Source organism: Embleya sp. NPDC055664 (genome assembly GCF_053618075.1).
The window spans coordinates 185,408-202,466 of the sequence record NZ_JBSHGZ010000004.1 but is presented as its reverse complement, the minus strand read 5'-3'; the positions used below and the strand labels follow the sequence as shown (position 1 = coordinate 202,466).

The following is a 17,059-nucleotide window of genomic DNA, read 5'->3' as shown; positions in this document are numbered from 1 at the left end:
TCGGTTGTGTGGCCCACAAGCCCCTCGAACGGGTGAATCCGGTCCGAAGAGGCCATCGATCATCGCGGACGCGATAAGGAATCGCGGCCGATTCCCGTCGTCCGTCGGCCGGTTCACGACGGTGGGTGGCAGCTGGTTCGCGACCGCCGGCAGAGGTGGGTTCGCGATCGTGCGCGAGGGGCGCCCGACATGCCGCAGCCGACCCCGCCCGGGGACACGGGCGGGGTCGGCTGCGGTCGGGAACGGTGCGGCGTGCCGCGTTACTTCAGCGGCGCGGTCAGGGGTGTGCCGTCGGTGCGCTTGAGCAGGCAGGTCAGGTCCCGGTCGTGCTCATTGAGCCAGCTGCCGGACGTGGGTCGAAACGACAGCTTCGACAGCTCGATGGTGCTGTTGCGGCCGGCGGCGCCCGAGGTCAGCTCCGTGCACTTCGCGGTGATCTCGTCCTTGAACTTCATGCTCGTCGGAGGCAGCGAGTCGGGGATGGTGTACTCGCCCACCACCTCGGCGTCGTGCGGTGTGGTGCACGCGACGGTCAGGACGTCCTCGCCCTTTTGGTTGATGCAGTCGCCCTTGTGCAGCTTGACCATCTTGACCCGGCCCGGGCTGCTGATCGGGTTCGCGGTGCCGGCGGGCGGCCTGCTCGCCGACGGGTCGGTCTTCGCGGGCAGCGTCGGAGCCGGGGGCATCGTGATGATCGGGGGTTTGGACGCGGTCGCGGCCGGGGCGCTCTTGGTGTCCTTCTTGTCGTCGCTCTTGCCGAGGCAGCCGGACAGCAGCGTGGTGGCGACCAGGACGGCGGCCGCGGCGCCCGCGGAGCGCGTGTGGAGCAGGGACGGAACGCGCATGGAAGATCTGAGCCTCTCGCTGGGGATTCGCCCAGAGTCTTTCGGAGGCCGGCATTCCGGTCTTCAGGGGAGTCCCTTGTCTCCTGTGTCTCCTGTGGACGGGGTCAGCCGTCGACGGGCGGGTTCTTGCTGCGCCGGTAGTGCCGGGCCACGCGGGCGCGGTTGCCGCATCCCGCCGAGCACCATTCGCGGCGCGGGTTGTTCCGGACGAAGTGCAGGATGCAGCCCGGGCCGTGACAGGCCCGCAGTTCGGTGCGGTCCGGGCCGGTGAGCAGGTCGACGGTGGCGCCGGCCAGTTCGGCCAGGACCGCGGTGATCGGGTCGGCCTCGGTGCGGGTGACGGCGGTCGGCCAGGTGAGCTCGCGCCACTGCGGGGCGGCGCGGGTATAGGTGTTCAGCCGCTCGACGGTGTCGGCGGCCGGCACGGTGTCGGTCATCGCGGCGGTGAGCAGGGCGCCGACGCAGTCGCGCAGGTCGAGGGCGCGGGCCAGGTCGTGCGCGTCCACGGCGAGCAGCGCGGCCTCGGACGGCGGGTTGCCCAGGCGCGGTGCCATGTCGCGCAGCCAGGCGGCCAGGTGCGCGGGCTCGGCCAGCCCCTCGTGCGGCGTGCCCCGTACCGCGTAGCGCGTATTGGCCAGCTCCACCGGCAGCGGTTCGCCGAGCAGGGGGGCGCCGCCGGGGTCGAGGTCCGCGATTCGTGTGCTCACGAAACTAATGCTACCGGGTCACGATATCCATGTGGATGGTCGTGGGGGTTGGGGACGGGGACGGCCGCGGATCCGGGGATGTGACGAGGGAGACATTTGCGGGGAACGAGTTGCGGGCCGGGTTGGTTCCCCGGTCCGAGGGTGGGTTCGGGGGTGGATTTTTGTTCGGTTATACAGGGGTTTGTCGGGCCTGTTTCGGGCTCGCGGGCGACGGTTTCGACCCCTGGCGGGCCTCCCTGTGGGGGGTGGGGCCAGCCCTACCCACAGAGGGAAGTGAGCACCATGGGGAATGTGTTGCCGAATCCCTAGGTTGGATCTGTCGGACCGAGGGGGTCCGCAGGGGGCCGAGGAGAGTCACGTGAACAACCGCAGCCGGGTCGCAGGGCAGGACACCACCAACTCGACGGCCCCCGGCACGGTCGCCTCCTTCGTTCGATTCGTGGTCTTCGGCGGGGGTACGGGACTGGCCTCCAGTGCCGCGCTCGTCGCGCTGAACGGGACCCTGCCGCTCGTCGTCACCAACGCCGTGGTCACCGCGGCCGGCACCGTCCTCGCCACCGAACTGCACAGCCGGTTCTCCTTCCGCGCGGGTCGGGCAAACCTCAAGGCGCACGTCCAGGCGGGCGGTTCGGCCCTGGTGGCCTACCTGTTCACCACCGCCGCGATGCTCGGGCTGCATGCGGTCCAGGCGGCGCCGAGCATCATGGTCGAGCAGGCCACCTACCTCACCGCCTCCGGTGTGGCGGGTCTGGCCCGGTTCGTGTTCCTGCGGCTCGCGGTGTTCGCCCGCCCGAGGGGCGCGTCGACCGTCACCTCCACCACCCGCACCCGCGTGCTGGGTCGCGACGCGCTCGTCGCCGCCGCCTGACCGATACTTCTCGGGCCCGCCCCGACTCCCGCTGCGCGGGGGTCGAGGCGGGCCCTTCGGCGTGCGCCTACTCGGCGGGCAGTCCGGACTCGCGCAGTCGGCGTCGGTGCGGCGGGAGCAGCAGTACCTCCAGGGCGTCGGCGCACGCCTGGGCCCGGTCGCGGAACCACGGGATGCGCTCGTCGGTCATCACCGCGGGGGTGGAGCGCACGGCGAGCGCGGCGTGCGCGTGGCCGGCGCGGTTCAGGATCGGTACGGCCAGGGTGCGTACCCCCGGTACCGACTCGCCGTCGTTGAGCGCGTAACCGATCGCTCGCGCCGCGTCCAACTGGGCCTGCAGCGCGACCGGGTCCACGATCGTGCGGTCGGTCTGCGGGGCGAGCGGGAGCAGGGGGGCCAGGCCGCCGTCGGCCGGGTCGGCCCAGGCGAGCAGGACCTTGCCCAGCGCCGTCGAGTGCAGCGGTCGGCGCAGGCCCAGGCCGGTGCCGGGCTGGACCGAGCTGCCGACCAGGACCAGGGCGTGCCGGCCGCTGCGGATGGCCAGGTCGGACGTCGCCGACGTGCGTCGGGACAGCTGTTCCAACTCCGGGGCGGCGTGGTGCAGGCCGCGCTGGTGGTAAGCGAGCAGGCCCAACTCGGCGACCACGGGACCGAGGCGGTAGCGGCTGGTGCGGTCGTCCTGGTCCAGGAAGCCCGCGCCGACCAGGGTCCGGGCGAGCCGATGCGCGGTGGACACCGACAGGCCCAGGCGGCGGGCGATGTCCGATGCGCTCAGGTCGGTGCCGCCGGCCCGGAAGCAGTGCAGGATGCCGAGGGCGCGCTGTACGGCCTGGGCGCCGGAGGGGGCGGTCGCCGGGCGGGGCGGGTCGGCGGTGTGCGAAGCGTCCGGGGCGGCGGCCGGCTCGGGTGTGGCGACCGGTTTGTGCGTGCCGGTCGGCCCGGGTGTGCCGGCGGGCTCGTGCACCGGGATCTTCGGAGTCTTCACTGGCTTCCCCAACTCGCCGTTCGACAGGCGGTTTTCACCATACGGCAAGGGCGTGGACCACTCCGCGCCACGGGGCGCGTCGGAGAGCGACGAGACATCCCACATCGTGGGAAGGTTTGATCGGGTGGCGCGGATCGTGCCAGGATCCACCCCGATGCGCCATTCGGCGCACCCGTGCCGGACGAATGCCGTGAGGAGGCCCGCGTGTCCGCAGTCGCGTCGTACACCGCGCCGCTCGCCGGCGTCCGGGCGCTGCTCACCAGCCGCCGGCACATCGACCTCGCGCGCGTCTCCAGCGCCGGCTGTCGCTGACCCGACCCGCGTTTCCTCGGGGCTTCCGGCTCGTCTTCCTTGACGGGTCCCTGCCCGACCCGGTGATGCCTTCGGTCCGCCCCGGTTTCGACCCGCGCGTCGGGTAGGTCTCGCCGACCCCTGTGTTCCACCCCCTTCTTGCCTCTTCTTGCCTCTTCCTTGCCCGGACCGGTTCGGTCCCGGGTCGATCCGCGCCGTGTCGAACCGGGCGCGGGTCCCGTCGACGCCTCGAACGCGAACGGAAGTATTCCCATGACCGCCCTGACCGGCGCACGCCCCGACGAGCTGTGGTTCACCCGTTGTCCCGTCCCCACCGCCACCGGCATCGCGGCCGATCTGGGCCTGCTCGACGCCGAGTTCGCGGCCGAGGGGATCACCGTGCGGTCGCTTCAGGACGTCTCGGCCGATGTCGCCGCCGACCACCACTACACGCACGCGCTGCCCGGACTGTTCCGCGAGGGCGGCAACGTACCCGCGCTGTGGGCGCGTTCGCGCGGTGAGGAGACCCGGCTGGTCGGGCTCACCTGGATCGAGGAGCGCCAGGCGATCCTGGTCCGGGCGGAGAGCGGGATCGCCTCGCCGGAACAGTTGCGCGGACTGCGGCTGGCCGTGCCCCGGCACGACATCGCGATCGACTTCTGGCGGGCGATGGCCCTGCACGGCTTCGCCGGCGCGTTGTCCCTGGCCGGCGCCACCCTGGCCGACGCGCGCCCGGTCGAGGTGCCGGCGGCGCGTGGGGGCGGGCAGTGGGAGGCCGAATTGGCCGCGCTGAGCCGGGGCGTGGTGGACGCCGTCTACGTCAAGGGCGCGTTGGCCGTGGAGGCGGCCGTCCGGTACGGCGCGGTGGTCGCGGTGGACCTGGACGCGGTGCCGGACCGGGCGGTGCGGATCAACAACGGGACGCCGCGACCGATCACCGTGCACCGCGAACTGCTCGACCATCATCCGGAGTTGGTCGCCCGGTTCCTGGCGGTCCTGGTCGAGGCGGCCGACTGGGCGCCGGAGCATCCCGCCGAGGTGGCCCGGATCCTGGGCGCCGAGACCGGCGCCGGCGCGTTCGGGGTGGCCGGTGCGTACCGCGAACTCGGCCCGGACACGCTCCGGATCGACCTGTCCGCCGAACGCCTGGACCTGCTCGCCCGGCAGGAGCGGTTCCTGTTCGAACAGGGCTTTTTGGCCGGGCCGGTGGACGTACCGGCCTGGGCGGATCCCGAACCACTGCGGCTGGCCCGCGAACTCGCCGATGTCCGCGCTCGTGCCCGCGCCCGCGCCACGCACCCGAACGACCCCGCACCGTCTCGCATATCACCGCTGGAGGTTCCCCATGAGTAGCCGGCCCCCTCGCCGCACCCGACTGTTGTCCGCGGTCGCGCTCGCGACCGCGACGCTGATCGCGCTGACCGGCTGCGGCTCCTCCTCGAAGGACACCAAGGCGTCGGCGGCGAGCGGCGGCGGCAAGAGCGACATCACGCTGCGGATTCCCGACCCGGGCAACAACGGGGTACTGGCCCGGGGCAAGAAGGACGGCTCGCTGGACGCGGCTTTGGCCAAGGTCGGCGCCAAGGTCTCCTGGACCGGCAGCGCGGGCCCGTTCGCGCCGGCCGCCCAGGCGATCAACGCGGGACAACTCGACGTGGCGCTCGGCTCGATCACCTCCGCCGTGGCCGCACTCGGGCAGAAGCCGAGCTTCAAGCTGTTCGGCGCCACCGCCCCCGACCTGGCGGGCGAGGGCATCCTGGTGAAGAGCGACTCGAAGATCCACTCGATCCAGGACCTGGTCGGCAAGAAGGTGGCCTGCTCACAGGGCGGCACCAGCGAATACCTGCTGCTCGCCGCGCTCGAACAGGCGAAGATCCCGGCCGACAAGGTGGAGCGGGTCTATCTGCGGGCCGACCAGACCGCGCCGGTGTTCGCGGCCGGGCAGGTGGACGCCTGGGCGACCTGGGCCACCTACTCGGTACCGGCCCTGGCCTCGGGCAATGCCCGCTTCCTGGCCGACGGGCGCGCGCTGGGCTCGGACAACTACTCGGTCTGGGCGGTGCGCAACGCGTTCGCGGACAAGCATCCCGACGTGGTCAAGGCGTTCTACACCTACCTGCACGACGCCGGCACCAAGGAGATCGCCGACCCCGCCGCGTACATCAACGTCTTCACCGACTCCGGACCCACCGCCTACGGCGCCGAACCCAAGCGCATCCAGACCGACTTCACCCGGCAGGGGGCGACGGTGGAGCCGATCCGGCCCGCCGACGTGGAGCGCTTCGGCAAGGTGGCCCGGTTCTTCCAGGACCAGAAGGTCACCCAGACCCTCGTCGACGTCAAGCCACACCTGCTCGACGTCGAGACCCTCCCGGGGGCGACCGGATGAGCGCGCCCACGGTGATCGAGGCGCAACCCCGGGTGATCGAGGCCGAATCCCCCGAGCGTGAGTACCGCGGCCTGGTCGCCCCGCGTCCGCGCATTCCGCGACCGCGGCCGCGCTTTCTCAGCCCCGCGCTGCGCGCGATCGGACCGCTCGCGCTGATCGGCGGCTGGGCCTGGGCCTCGCACAGCGGGGCGCTCAGCCCCGATCTGCTCGGCTCGCCCGCCGACGTGGTGCACGCCGCGCGCGAGATGTGGGACAACGGGCAACTCCCCGACGCGTTGCGGGTGTCACTGGGTCGCGCCGGCCTGGGCCTGGTGTTCGGGCTGACCATCGGCCTGGCCCTGGGCGTGCTCACCGGCTTCTCCCGGCTCGGCGAGGAACTGCTCGACTCCTCCGTGCAGTTGCTTCGCACCGTGCCCTTCCTCGCGCTGGTCCCGCTGTTCATGGTCTGGTTCGGGATCGGCGAGTCGGCCCGGGTGATCCTGATCGCGGTGGCCACGGCGTTTCCGATGTACGTCTCCGCGTCCGGCGGGGTGCGCAACGTGGATCGCAAACTGGTCGAGGCGATGCGCAGCTTCGGTGTCGGTCGGCTCGCGCTGGTCCGCGAGGTGGTCCTGCCGGGCGCCTTGCCCGCGCTGCTCTCGGGGCTGCGCCTGTCCATGACGCTGAGCGTGATCGCGCTGATCGCGGCCGAGGAGATCAACTCCACGGCGGGGATCGGATATCTGATGAGCCAGGCGCAGAGCTTCTCCCGCACCGACATCCTCACCGTCTGCATCCTCGTCTACGCGATCCTGGGCCTGCTCGCCGACGTGATCGTGCGGATCCTGGAACGGGTGCTGATGCCGTGGCGCGGCCAGGGTCAGGGGGCCGGCCGATGAGCGCCGAGACCGCCGTGCATCTCGCGGGCCTGCGGCGGGTGTTCGGAACCCGGGCCGTGCTCGACGGCGTCGATCTGGACATCGCGCGGGGCGAGTTCGTCGCGCTGCTCGGCGCCAGCGGCACCGGCAAGACCACGCTGCTGCGCATCCTGGGCGCACTCGATCGGCACGACGGCGGCACGGTGCTGGTTCCGGAGGCTCGCACGATCGTTTTCCAGGAGCCGCGTCTGGTGCCCTCCAAGCGGGTGTTGGCCAATGTGGTGGTGGGGCTGCCGAGGGGGCGGGCCACCCGGGAGATCGGCCTGCGCGCGCTGACCGAGGTGGGCCTGGAAGGGCACGCCGCGGCCTGGCCCGCGACGTTGTCCGGCGGCGAGGCACAACGTGTGGCGCTGGCCCGGGCGTTGGTGCGCGAGCCGGAACTGCTGCTGCTCGACGAGCCGTTCGCGGCGCTGGACGCGCTGACCCGGATGCGCATGCAGGACCTGGTGGGCGAGCTGTGCCGGGTGCACCGGCCCGCCGTGCTGTTGGTCACGCACGACGTCGAGGAGGCGATCCGGCTCGCCGACCGGGTCGCGGTGCTGCGCGACGGCAATCTGGTCACCGACGAGATCGTCGCCGTGGACCGACCGCGCGACCCGACGGATCCGGCCTTTGCCGCGCTGCGGCGGCGGCTCCTGGCGGACCTGGGAGTCCGGGTCGCGGACGGGCCGGCCAAGGTGCCCGCCGCCCCGACGGTCCCTGCGGCTTCCCTCCTGGTCGCCACGACGCCGCCCACGGTCCCCTCGGCCTCCGTCACGGCCGCCCCGACCGCTTCCCCCACGACTTCCGCCACGACGTCCGCCACCGTCCCGTCCACGTCCGGAGTGATCTGAATGACCGTCACCATCGGTGTCCACGGCAGTAATCCGTCGTTGTACCTGCTCGCCCGACTGGGCATCCTCGAACGTGCCCTCGAACCGCTCGGCGAGACGGTGACCTGGTTGCCCGTGGAGGGCACCCGGGTGGGCGAACTGCTCGGCGCCGGCACGATCGACTTCGGCGGCACGGGGTCGACGCCGCCGATCGTCGGGCAGGCGCAGGGCCACGACCTCGTCTATGTCGCGGTGTCCGCGCCGCGGCCCGGCCACGGCGCGCTGTTGGTCGCGGACGAGGGCCCGGTGCGCACCACCGCGGATCTCAAGGGCGGCACGGTCGTGCTGAGCATCGGGTCGTGGCAGACCCACTTCGTGGCCAAGGCGTTGAACGACGTCGGCCTGTCCTACCGGGACGACATCACGCCGGTGCGGCCGGCGGCGGGCCAGGACCAGGCGGCGCGGCTGCGCGCCGGCGAGATCGCCGGGTGGGTCGCGCAGGGCCCCGAACTGGTCGCCGCGCGCCGCGAGTCGGGCCTTCGGGTGCTGCACCGCGTCGGCGACGTGATCACCGACCGCTCGGTGTTCTTCGCCCGCCGCGCGTTCGCCGAGGAGCGCTCGGAGGTGGTCGCGACGGTGGTGGCCGCGCTGCGCGAGGCCGACGCCTGGGCGGTGGCACATCCGGAGGAGGCGGCCGAACTGCACGCGGCCGAACTCCCGGGCACCCGGGCCGATTGGGCCGAGGCGCTGGCGGCGCTGCCGTGGCGGCTGGAGCCGATCCCGGAGTCGTTCATCGCCGAACAGCAGGAGGCCGCCGACATCTTCGCGACCAACGGGTTCATCGACCGCCCGATCACGGTGGCCGATGCCCAGGCGGCGGCGTTGTCCGCGCCGGTGGCCCGGGTGCTCGCGCCGGCGGACGGTGCGGGCCGATGAGTCCCGAGGTGTTGTGGTACGTGATCCCGCGCGAGGGACCGTATCCGTGGGAGCCCGCCGGGCGGCGGCCGGTGGACCTGGCCTACCTCCAACAACTGGGCGGCGCGGTCGATCGGTTGGGCTTCAGCGGGGCGCTGCTCGCGACGGATCTGTACGACGTGTGGTCGCTGGGCAGTGTGCTGGCCGCGGCGGCGCCGACGTTTCGGCCGCTGCTCGCGGTGCACCCCGGATTGATCGCGCCGACGTTGCTGGCGAAGATGGCGCTGAGCTTCGAGGCGCTGTTCGGCCCGGGGCGGTTGCGGTTCAACGTGGTCAACGGCTCGACCGAGGCACTGCGCGAGTACGGCCTGCATCTCGAACACGACGAGCGGTACGAACTCAGCGCCGAATACTGGGACATCGTCAAGCGACTCACCGCGGGCGAGGTCTTCGACCACAAGGGCACGTTCTACGACCTCAAGCAGGCCGGCGCCGGGCTGCGCGAGCTGCATCGGGACGGCGGGCACGTACCGCTGTGGTTCGGTGGCTCGTCCCCGGCCGGGATCGAGATGGCCGCCGAGCATGTCGACGTGTATCTGACCTGGGGCGAACCGCCGCACCAGCTCGCGGAGAAGCTGGCGAAGGTGCGCGAGCGGGCGGCGGCACACGGGCGTTCGTTGCGGATCGGGCTGCGGCTGCACCTGATCGTCCGGGAGCGCGAGGACGAGGCCTGGGCGGCGGCGGACCGGTTGCTGGAGGTGACCAGTCATGCGACGTACGCCCGGCAGCTGGGTCAGGCAGCCGATGCCGACGGGGTGGGCTGGGAACGGCAGTTCCGCCAGCACGGGGGCCGGGTTCCGGCGCGGGCCCGGGAGTTGGAGGTGTCGCCGAACCTGTGGCCCGGGATGGGCCTGTTCCGGCCGGGGCCCGGCACGGCCGTGGTCGGCAGTACGGCCCAGGTGATCGAGCGGTTGCAGGAGTTCGAGGCGCTGGGCGTGGATACCTTCATCCTCTCCGGCAATCCGCTCCTCGAGGAGGCGTATCGCATCGGCGAGACGGTGTTGCCCGCGCTCGGGGTGCGGCCCCGGGTGGGGTGAGCGGCGGCATCGATCGTGCGGGCCGGTGCGGCCGATCGCACCGGCCCGCCCCCGGGGGTTCAGGCCGCCTTGAGCGCGCCCCCGTCGACGAGGTGGTCCGTGCCGGTGACGCTGCCGGCGAGCGGGGAGGCCAGGTAGGCGACCGCGGTGGCCACCTCGGCCGGGTCGACGAAGCGGCCGGTGACCATGCCCGACGCGCCGGGCAGGGCGTCGAGCAGCTGCTCGTGGGACAGGCCCATGGACGCGGCCAGTTGGGCGCCGTAACCGTCCGGCGCCTCCCACATCGCGGTGCGCACCGGGCCGGGGGAGACCGTGTTGACCCGGACGCCGCGCGGGCCGAACTCCTCCGCGACGGCCTTGCCGAACGCGGTGAGCGCGGCCTTGGCGGTCGTGTACGGCACCGGCCCGCTGTGCGGCACCCGGCCGCCGAGCGAGGAGATGTTCACGATCGTGCCGCGCGTGTCGACCAACGCGGGCAGCGCGGCCCGGGTGGTGCGTACGCCGGCCAGGAAGTTCAGCTCGAACGAGGCGAGCCACTGCTCGTCGGTGAAGCTCAGGAAGCCGCCGGTCTGCGACTCGCCGCCGGCGTCGCCCCCGCCGACGTTGTTGACCAGGACGTCGAGCCGGCCGAACTCGGCGAGGGCCCGATCGACCAGGCGGCTCGGGCCGTCGGGTCGGGCCAGGTCGACGGCCATGGTCATGGCGCCGGTGGCGGCCAACTGCGGGGTGATCGTGCGGGACGCGGCCAGGACCCGGGCCCCTTCGGCGACGAGCGTGGACACGATGGCGAGCCCGATGCCGCGGCTCGCGCCGGTCACGAGGGCGACCTTGTCGGTGAGGCGCAGGTCCATGAGAACTCCTTGGTGGGCAGCCGGCGGCGATGGTTATCGACGACCGACGTGCTGCTTCGGTGATGCATTGAACCTAGAACATGCATCACTGGTGTTGCAAGTATGAGCCGACCGGCGTCGTTGCCGTACAGTTCGAAGGTGACTTCCCCAACTGATGGAACCGGTGGCCGAGCGCGACCGCTGCGCGCGGACGCGGAGCGGACCGTGCGCGCGATCCTGGAGGCCGCCGAGCGGGTCCTGAGCGCCAACCCCTCGGCCACGATGGAGCAGATCGCCGAGGCCGCCGGCGTCGCGCGGACCACCGTGCACCGGCGCTTCGCCACCCGCGAGGCGCTGATCGTGGCGATGACCCGGTGGGCCACACAGCAGTTCCACGACGCGGTGACGGCGGCGCGGCCGGACGCCACGCCGGCGGCGGTGGCGCTGTACCAGGTGACCGCGAACGTGTTGCGGGTCAAGATCGCGTGGGGCTTCGCGATGAACGCGCTGCGCACCGACGACCCCGAGGTCGCGCACCTGCACACCGACGTGCTCGATCGGTGCGATCGGCTCTTTCGCCGGGCACGCGAGAGCGGGCTGTTGCGTCCGGAGGTGGACCTCGACTGGACCCGACGCGTCTACTACGCGCTGATCCACGAGTCGGCGCAGGACGACCGGGGCGAGGACGCGGACGTGCTCGCGACCCGGATCGTGGACACCCTGCTGCGCGGATTCGGCGCCTCCGGCGGGCCCTCGACGCGATGAACCCGGGGTGAGCGCGGCGCGTGTACGGTGTGCCCGCCGGTCCCCGATCGAGAGGTTTGTCGTGACCCTGGCCGTGGCCCACCGAGGCGATCCCCGACGCTACCGGGAGAACACCCTGCCGTCGTTGTCGAGCGCGCTGGAGCGCGGGGCCGACCTGGTCGAGATCGACCTGGAGGTGACCCGGGACGGACACCTCGTACTGCTGCACGACGCGACGCTGCGCCGGTTGTGGTGGCGCAACGCGCGGGTGCGCGAGTTGACCCTGGCCGAGGTCCGGGAGATCGGCCGGCGCGGGAAGTATCGGGTGCCGAGCTTCGACGAGGCGTTGGACCTGATCAAGGGCGGCCCCGGCGGGCTGATGGTCGACTTCGGCGAGATCGAACTGGCCGGTCCCGCGACCGAGGCGGTCGCCCGGCACGGGCTGAACGAGCAGATCCTCTACGTCGGTGGACCGGTCGCGATGGGCATGGTCCGCGAGCATGCGCCCGAGGCCCACATCGGGCTCAGCGGCGACTCGTTCGCGCGAGTGCCGGGCGAGGACGTGCTGCGGACGCTCCGGCCGGAGTACATCAACCTGCGCTGGCGGGCGTACGACGCGGAGTCGGTGGCGCGCTGCCACGCGGACGGATACGGCGTGAGTGCCTGGACGGTGGACTCGCCCCGGGTGATGCGCAGGCTGTTGGACATGGGTGTGGACATGATCATCAGCAACCGGATCGGCCGGTTGCTCGACGTGGTGGCGGCACGGCGCGGCTGAGCGGTCGGCACGGCGGGGGCTCCGGCTCCGCCGTCGGCCGGACGAGGGTTCGGGTGTGGGTGATCGCCCCGGGGCGGCCGATCAACCGCGATCCGCGCCCGGTTGGGCCGGTGGGGCGGGGGTTGTCGCGGCGGTGGTGTAGAGGATCTCGCGGGCCTGCTCGGCGGCGAAGCTCGACAGCGACCGGCGATGACCGGGCGGGCCGCCGCCGCGGCCGGTCCTGTCCCGGGGCGGTCCACCACCGACACCACGTCGGGGTACGCCGCCCCGCGGGCGTTCGCCGGCCGCCTCGGCGAGGGATCTGCCCACGATGCGGCCGGCGGTAGCTGTGGTGGGAGTCCTGATTTGTAGGGTGTGCCGCATGACCCCGGGTATACCTGGCAGACGCGTGATCGACGGCCGCTTCGAGTTGCTGGAGCGGCTCGGTGGTGGCGGCATGGGCTTGGTCTGGCGGGCGCGCGACCTGGCGCTCGAGCGCGACGTCGCGCTCAAGGAGGTCCGGCCGCCCGACCCGGCACTCCTGGAGGACGATCCCACCGCCGCCCGGATGTTGCGCGAGCGGGTGTTGCGCGAGGCCAGGTCGCTGGCCCGGCTGAACCACCCGCACGTGGTGACGATCCATCACATCGTGGACGCCGCCGAGGTCCCGCACCCGTGGCTGGTGATGGAACTGGTCCCCGGCGGATCCCTGCACGACCGGCTGGCCAACGGACCGATCGCCCCGGCCGAGGCCGCCGCGATCGGTCGGGGCGTACTGTCCGCGCTGAGCGCCGCGCACGCGGCCGGGATCCACCACCGCGACGTGAAGCCGGGCAACGTACTGCTGCGCGCCGACGGCAGCCCGGTCCTGACCGACTTCGGCATCGCCGCGCTGCGCGAGTCGACCAGCCTGACCGCGACCGGGGACCTGATCGGCTCGCCCGAATACATCGCGCCGGAGCGCATTCGCGGCGAGGAGGACAACGCCGCGTCCGACCTGTGGTCGCTCGGGATGATGTTGTACGTGGCGGTGGAGGGGGAGCACCCGCTGCGCCGCGCGACCAGCCTGGCCACGCTCGCCGCGGTGCTCACCGAGACGGTGCCGGCGCCGGTCCGCGCGGGGGCCTTGCGGCCGGTGTTGGAAGCGCTGCTCGTGCGGGATCCGGCGGCCCGGCCGGACGCCGCGCAACTGGACGCGCTGCTCGCGGCGGCCGCGGGTGAGCCGGGGGCGCGGCCCTCGTCGCAGCACACGACCTCGGCGCTGCCGGTGGCCGACGCCCTGGCCTGGCAGCCGGGCGACCTCGGCGGTGGTCGGGCGGTCGACTCGGGGTCGGACTCCGGTTCAGGCTTCGATGCCGCGTTCGGGACCGATACCGGTTCGCGGTCCGGGCCCGTGTGGGCGGGAGCGGATCGGGTCGGGCCCGCATGGGCGGGGGCGGATCGGGTCGGCGCAGGACCGAACTCCGGTTCGTTTCAGGGGGCTTCGGCGGACTCCTCGGGCGAGGTGCCGGTCGGGTCGGCGGCGCCGGCCGGGTCGCCCGGAGGAGGCTCGCCGTACGGTTCGGCGTTTACCCCGGCGACGCCCGAGTCGGCCGCCCGGCAGCGGGCCCGGCGCAACCGGATCGTCGGTGGATCGGTGGTCGCCACGGCCCTGGTCGGCACGCTGGTCGCGGTGCTCCTGGTGTCCCAGCTCCGCGACTCGGGGTCGGACGCGGCCGGGGGCGGGGCCAAACCGGCGGCGACGGGACCGAACATGTCGCCGCAGACGTCCGGGAGTTCGTCGGACGAGCGGACCGAACCGGACGAGCGCGCGTCGCCGAGCGCTTCCGCCACCAAGCCCGCCGCGGACCCGGTGAACCTGATGACGCCGGCCGGCGTGCGCCGCGTCATCGACTCGATGAAGCCGGTCATCGGCGGGACCCGGGTCAAGTCCATCAACCTCTACGACGACTACGCGTCGATCGAGGCACCGGTGCCCGGCAACGCCCGTCTCCAGGACCGCTATTCCTACCGCAAGGGGGAGACCACGAAGGACACCGGTTCCGGTCGCACCGATCGTGACGACAAGACCATCGACCTCACGAAGGTCAACTGGGACGCGTTGCCGGCGCTGATGGCCAAGGCCGAGAAGGAACTCGGCATCACCACGCCGAAGAACCGCCACGTCAATGTGGACCTCGGGCTGATCGACCGGGTGGCGACGTTGAAGGTGTACGTCTCCGACGACTACGGTTCCGGCTATCTGCGGGCCGACCTGGACGGCAAGGTGCTCAAGATGTACCCGCGCTGAACCCCGCCCGTGCTATGAGGCCAACGACGTCGGCAGATCCGCGACCTCCAACGCGATCAGCTGGGCCGCGTCCGGGTGTTCGAGTTCGGCGACCCGGCCGGCCTGGCGCTCCGTCATCTCCTGGAACGCCTGGCGGGCCGAACGCCCGTTGCCGAAGCCACCACCCCGGGACATGCCGGCGAACAGCGCGAGCAGTTCGGTGCGTGCGGCGGGGGTGAGCTCGTAGCGGTGCCGTTCGGCCTGGTGCTCGACGATGGCCACCAACTGCTCGGCGTCGTAGTCCTCGAAGAGCAGCGTGCGGGTGAACCGCGACGCCAGGCCCGGGTTGGACGACACGAAGCGGTCCATGTCGTCGGGATATCCCGCCGCGATCACCACCACGTCGTCCCGGTGATCCTCCATCAGCTTCACCAACGTGGCGATCGCCTCGGAGCCGAAGTCGTTGCCGCCCGCGAGCGGGGAGAGCGAGTACGCCTCGTCGATGAACAACACGCCGCCGATCGCCCGATTGAACGCGGCGGCGGTCTTGGGCCCGGTGTGGCCCACGTATTCGCCGACCAGCGCACTGCGGTCGACCTCGACCAGATGCCCGTGGCCGAGCAGCCCGAGCGCCTTGAGCAGACGGCCGTACAGCCGGGCCACCGTGGTCTTGCCGGTGCCCGGGTTGCCCGCGAAGACCAGGTGCCGGCTCAGCGGCGGCGCGGGCAGCCCGGCCTCGACCCGCAACCGGACCGTCTGCATCAGCTTGGCCATCGACGCGACATCGCGCTTGACGCCGTCCAGGCCGACCAGTTCGCCGAGTTCGGCCAGCAGGTCGGTCAGCTTCTCCTCGACCACCTCGGGCCGATCCGGCTCCGGCGGTGCGGCGGCCGGGCCCGGCCCGACGCCCGCGATCGCCGCGGGGGCCGGTTGCGTGCCGGACACCACGCCGCCGAGCGCCGGATCGCAGTCGTCGAACACCGGCGCGGCCTCCGGGTCGGTGCTCAGGTCGTCCGTACAGTCGCGCAGCCGACAACGCCGGAACAGCGGATCCGCGCCGCCACCCACGTGCAGCGCGGCGTAGCCCGCGCCGACCACATCGCAGCCGGTGTAGGTGCCGCCGGCCTGCTCGGCCACGAACAGCCCGTTCTTGCCCGGGCGTTCGATCCGCACCCCGTGCACCGTCGGCCGGGCGCCGGTCCACACCACCAGCCCCGACCCGGTGCAGTCCTCGATCGAGCCGCCCGCCAACTCGGCCCGCGAATGCGCGTCGAACACGATGCCCGCCGCACCGGCGCCGGTGACCCGGTTGTCGGTCAACTCGGCGACACCCTCGCCGGTCACCTCGATCCCGGTGCGCCCGGCGGCGCGCACCGTACATCCCGACACCCGCGACCCGGTGGGCGATGCGATGCCGATCCCGGTCGTGGTGTCCGCGACCAGGCAGCCGGAGAGCGCGGCCGTGGAGCGGCCGGTGATCGCGATCCCGCTCATCGCGGCGGCGGAGACCGTGCAGTCGGTCAGCTCGACCCGAGCGGTGTCCGCGGTGTGCACGCCGTGTTCGGGAGTGCCCACCACCCGGCAGTCGGCCAGTTTGAGAACGGCTGTCCCGGCCGCGTGGATCGAGCCGAAACCGGAGTCGAGGATGCGGCAGTCGGTCAACTCGGCCGCCGCGTCCTCGGTGAGCAGCACCCCGTTGGTCGCCGAGCGGCGCACCGCGCAGCCCTGCGCGAGCACCCGTGCGCTGCCGTCGAGCACGATGCCGGCCGCGGCGGCGTCCAGGATCCGACAGTCGGTCAGTTCGGCCCGCGCGCTGCCGCCGAGCCGGATCCCGGCCGCGCCCGGCGCGCTGACCCGGCTCTCGCTCGCGGCGGCCGAGGAGGCGTCCTCGAGCAACAGGCCCACCCGCCCGCAGCCGTGCAACACCGAGTCGACCAGGCGCAATACGGCCCGGCCGCGCAGCCGGATCCCGGAACCGGAGGTGGCGTCCAGGCGCAGCCGGGCGATGCCGACCCGGGCGCTGCCGGAGACCACGATCCCGGTGCCCTCGATCGTGCCCACCTCGACGTCCTCCACCCGGGCCCGCGCATCGCCGGACACGTGCAGTCCCGCGAGCCGCGCGCCGGTCACGCGCGTGCCGGTGAGCAGCAGCGCCGAGGTGGTGCCGCCGGCGGTCGGCGGTGCGTCCAAGTCCGGGTCGGCGCCGTCGGATTCGTCCCGATCGGGCCCGCCGCGCACCTCGATCCGACCGCCCCGGACCGCGCAATCGGCCACGATCAGGCCCGCGCCCGGACCCACGCTGACCGCCGGCGCGTCGCCGCCCGCGCCCTGCACGGTCAGCCCGCGCACCGCGCAGTCCGCCGCGTCGACCGTGATCGCCGGCCCCTCGGCACTCGCGGTCAGCACCACCTCGCCCCCGCCCGGTTCCGGACACAGCGTCACCGACCGGGCCAGTACCAGGGACTCGGTGTAGTGGCCGGCCTCGATCAGGACGGTCGCCCCCGGCGAGGCGGCCCGTACCGCGTCCGCGATCCGGCGGTGCGCGCCCCGGCCCTTGGCAGCCACCCGCACGGGCGCCGGCCCGGCGCCGCCGGTGTGCCGCTCGACGCTCGACATCTGTGCGCTACGCACCT

16 protein-coding genes are annotated in these 17,059 nt (G+C 72.8%); 11 read left to right on the top strand and 5 right to left on the bottom strand.

Translation table 11 applies throughout. The features are described 5' to 3' along the window. Nucleotides 1-260: 260 nt before the first annotated feature. Both ACWGR4_RS08740 and ACWGR4_RS08735 read right to left on the bottom strand, forming a co-directional pair. Nucleotides 261-845: a septum formation family protein gene (locus ACWGR4_RS08740; RefSeq protein ID WP_452131690.1), complete on the bottom strand. Its 585-nt coding sequence runs from the start codon at nucleotides 843-845 to the stop codon at nucleotides 261-263. 104 nt (nucleotides 846-949) lie between these two features. Next, a complete protein-coding gene (locus tag ACWGR4_RS08735; RefSeq protein ID WP_379998094.1) occupies nucleotides 950-1,552 on the bottom strand; it encodes a CGNR zinc finger domain-containing protein in 603 nt (200 codons plus the stop codon). Between the two features lie 358 nt (nucleotides 1,553-1,910). Between ACWGR4_RS08735 and ACWGR4_RS08730 the strand changes: the two genes are divergently transcribed. Then, on the top strand, nucleotides 1,911-2,420 hold the full coding sequence (locus ACWGR4_RS08730; protein WP_452131689.1) for a hypothetical protein: 510 nt from the start codon (nucleotides 1,911-1,913) through the stop codon (nucleotides 2,418-2,420). 67 nt (nucleotides 2,421-2,487) lie between these two features. Here ACWGR4_RS08730 and ACWGR4_RS08725 read toward each other — a convergent pair whose 3' ends face one another. After that, nucleotides 2,488-3,405 (bottom strand): IclR family transcriptional regulator, encoded by a 918-nt coding sequence (locus ACWGR4_RS08725; protein WP_452131688.1) that lies wholly within the window; start codon nucleotides 3,403-3,405, stop codon nucleotides 2,488-2,490. Between the two features lie 204 nt (nucleotides 3,406-3,609). Here ACWGR4_RS08725 and ACWGR4_RS08720 point away from each other — a divergent pair, with 204 nt between their 5' ends. From ACWGR4_RS08720 to ACWGR4_RS08690, 7 genes are all read left to right on the top strand, one after another. After that, nucleotides 3,610-3,717: a putative leader peptide gene (locus tag ACWGR4_RS08720; protein ID WP_321170712.1), complete on the top strand. Its 108-nt coding sequence runs from the start codon at nucleotides 3,610-3,612 to the stop codon at nucleotides 3,715-3,717. A gap of 252 nt (nucleotides 3,718-3,969) precedes the next feature. Continuing rightward, nucleotides 3,970-5,049 carry an ABC transporter substrate-binding protein gene (locus ACWGR4_RS08715; protein ID WP_452131687.1) on the top strand — a complete coding sequence of 360 codons (1,080 nt, stop codon included), beginning with the start codon at nucleotides 3,970-3,972 and terminating at the stop codon, nucleotides 5,047-5,049. Then, complete coding sequence (locus ACWGR4_RS08710; protein ID WP_379998090.1) at nucleotides 5,042-6,085, top strand: ABC transporter substrate-binding protein; 1,044 nt, start codon at nucleotides 5,042-5,044, stop codon at nucleotides 6,083-6,085. Before ACWGR4_RS08715 ends, ACWGR4_RS08710 begins: the two co-directional genes overlap by 8 nt. Then, nucleotides 6,082-6,963, top strand: coding sequence for an ABC transporter permease (locus ACWGR4_RS08705; RefSeq protein ID WP_452131686.1), 882 nt, complete (start codon nucleotides 6,082-6,084; stop codon nucleotides 6,961-6,963). The genes ACWGR4_RS08710 and ACWGR4_RS08705 overlap by 4 nt, the downstream gene beginning before the upstream one ends. Then, nucleotides 6,960-7,835, top strand: coding sequence for an ABC transporter ATP-binding protein (locus ACWGR4_RS08700; protein WP_452131685.1), 876 nt, complete (start codon nucleotides 6,960-6,962; stop codon nucleotides 7,833-7,835). The genes ACWGR4_RS08705 and ACWGR4_RS08700 overlap by 4 nt, the downstream gene beginning before the upstream one ends. Further along, a complete protein-coding gene (locus tag ACWGR4_RS08695; RefSeq protein WP_452131684.1) occupies nucleotides 7,836-8,750 on the top strand; it encodes an ABC transporter substrate-binding protein in 915 nt (304 codons plus the stop codon). Continuing rightward, a complete protein-coding gene (locus ACWGR4_RS08690) occupies nucleotides 8,747-9,826 on the top strand; it encodes an LLM class flavin-dependent oxidoreductase (RefSeq protein WP_452131683.1) in 1,080 nt (359 codons plus the stop codon). The genes ACWGR4_RS08695 and ACWGR4_RS08690 overlap by 4 nt, the downstream gene beginning before the upstream one ends. Before the next feature lie 59 nt (nucleotides 9,827-9,885). Here ACWGR4_RS08690 and ACWGR4_RS08685 read toward each other — a convergent pair whose 3' ends face one another. Further along, nucleotides 9,886-10,677 (bottom strand): SDR family NAD(P)-dependent oxidoreductase, encoded by a 792-nt coding sequence (locus ACWGR4_RS08685; protein ID WP_452131682.1) that lies wholly within the window; start codon nucleotides 10,675-10,677, stop codon nucleotides 9,886-9,888. A gap of 138 nt (nucleotides 10,678-10,815) precedes the next feature. Between ACWGR4_RS08685 and ACWGR4_RS08680 the strand changes: the two genes are divergently transcribed. From ACWGR4_RS08680 to ACWGR4_RS08670, 3 genes are all read left to right on the top strand, one after another. Next, a complete protein-coding gene (locus ACWGR4_RS08680; protein WP_379998077.1) occupies nucleotides 10,816-11,421 on the top strand; it encodes a TetR/AcrR family transcriptional regulator in 606 nt (201 codons plus the stop codon). A gap of 61 nt (nucleotides 11,422-11,482) precedes the next feature. Further along, nucleotides 11,483-12,178 carry a glycerophosphodiester phosphodiesterase gene (locus tag ACWGR4_RS08675; protein WP_379998075.1) on the top strand — a complete coding sequence of 232 codons (696 nt, stop codon included), beginning with the start codon at nucleotides 11,483-11,485 and terminating at the stop codon, nucleotides 12,176-12,178. Nucleotides 12,179-12,539: 361 nt separating this feature from the next. Beyond that, nucleotides 12,540-14,447: a serine/threonine-protein kinase gene (locus tag ACWGR4_RS08670; protein WP_452131681.1), complete on the top strand. Its 1,908-nt coding sequence runs from the start codon at nucleotides 12,540-12,542 to the stop codon at nucleotides 14,445-14,447. 12 nt (nucleotides 14,448-14,459) lie between these two features. On the opposite strand, the gene ACWGR4_RS08665 is transcribed toward ACWGR4_RS08670, so the two are convergent. After that, complete coding sequence (locus ACWGR4_RS08665) at nucleotides 14,460-17,057, bottom strand: right-handed parallel beta-helix repeat-containing protein (protein WP_452134191.1); 2,598 nt, start codon at nucleotides 17,055-17,057, stop codon at nucleotides 14,460-14,462. Nucleotides 17,058-17,059 lie beyond the last annotated feature (2 nt).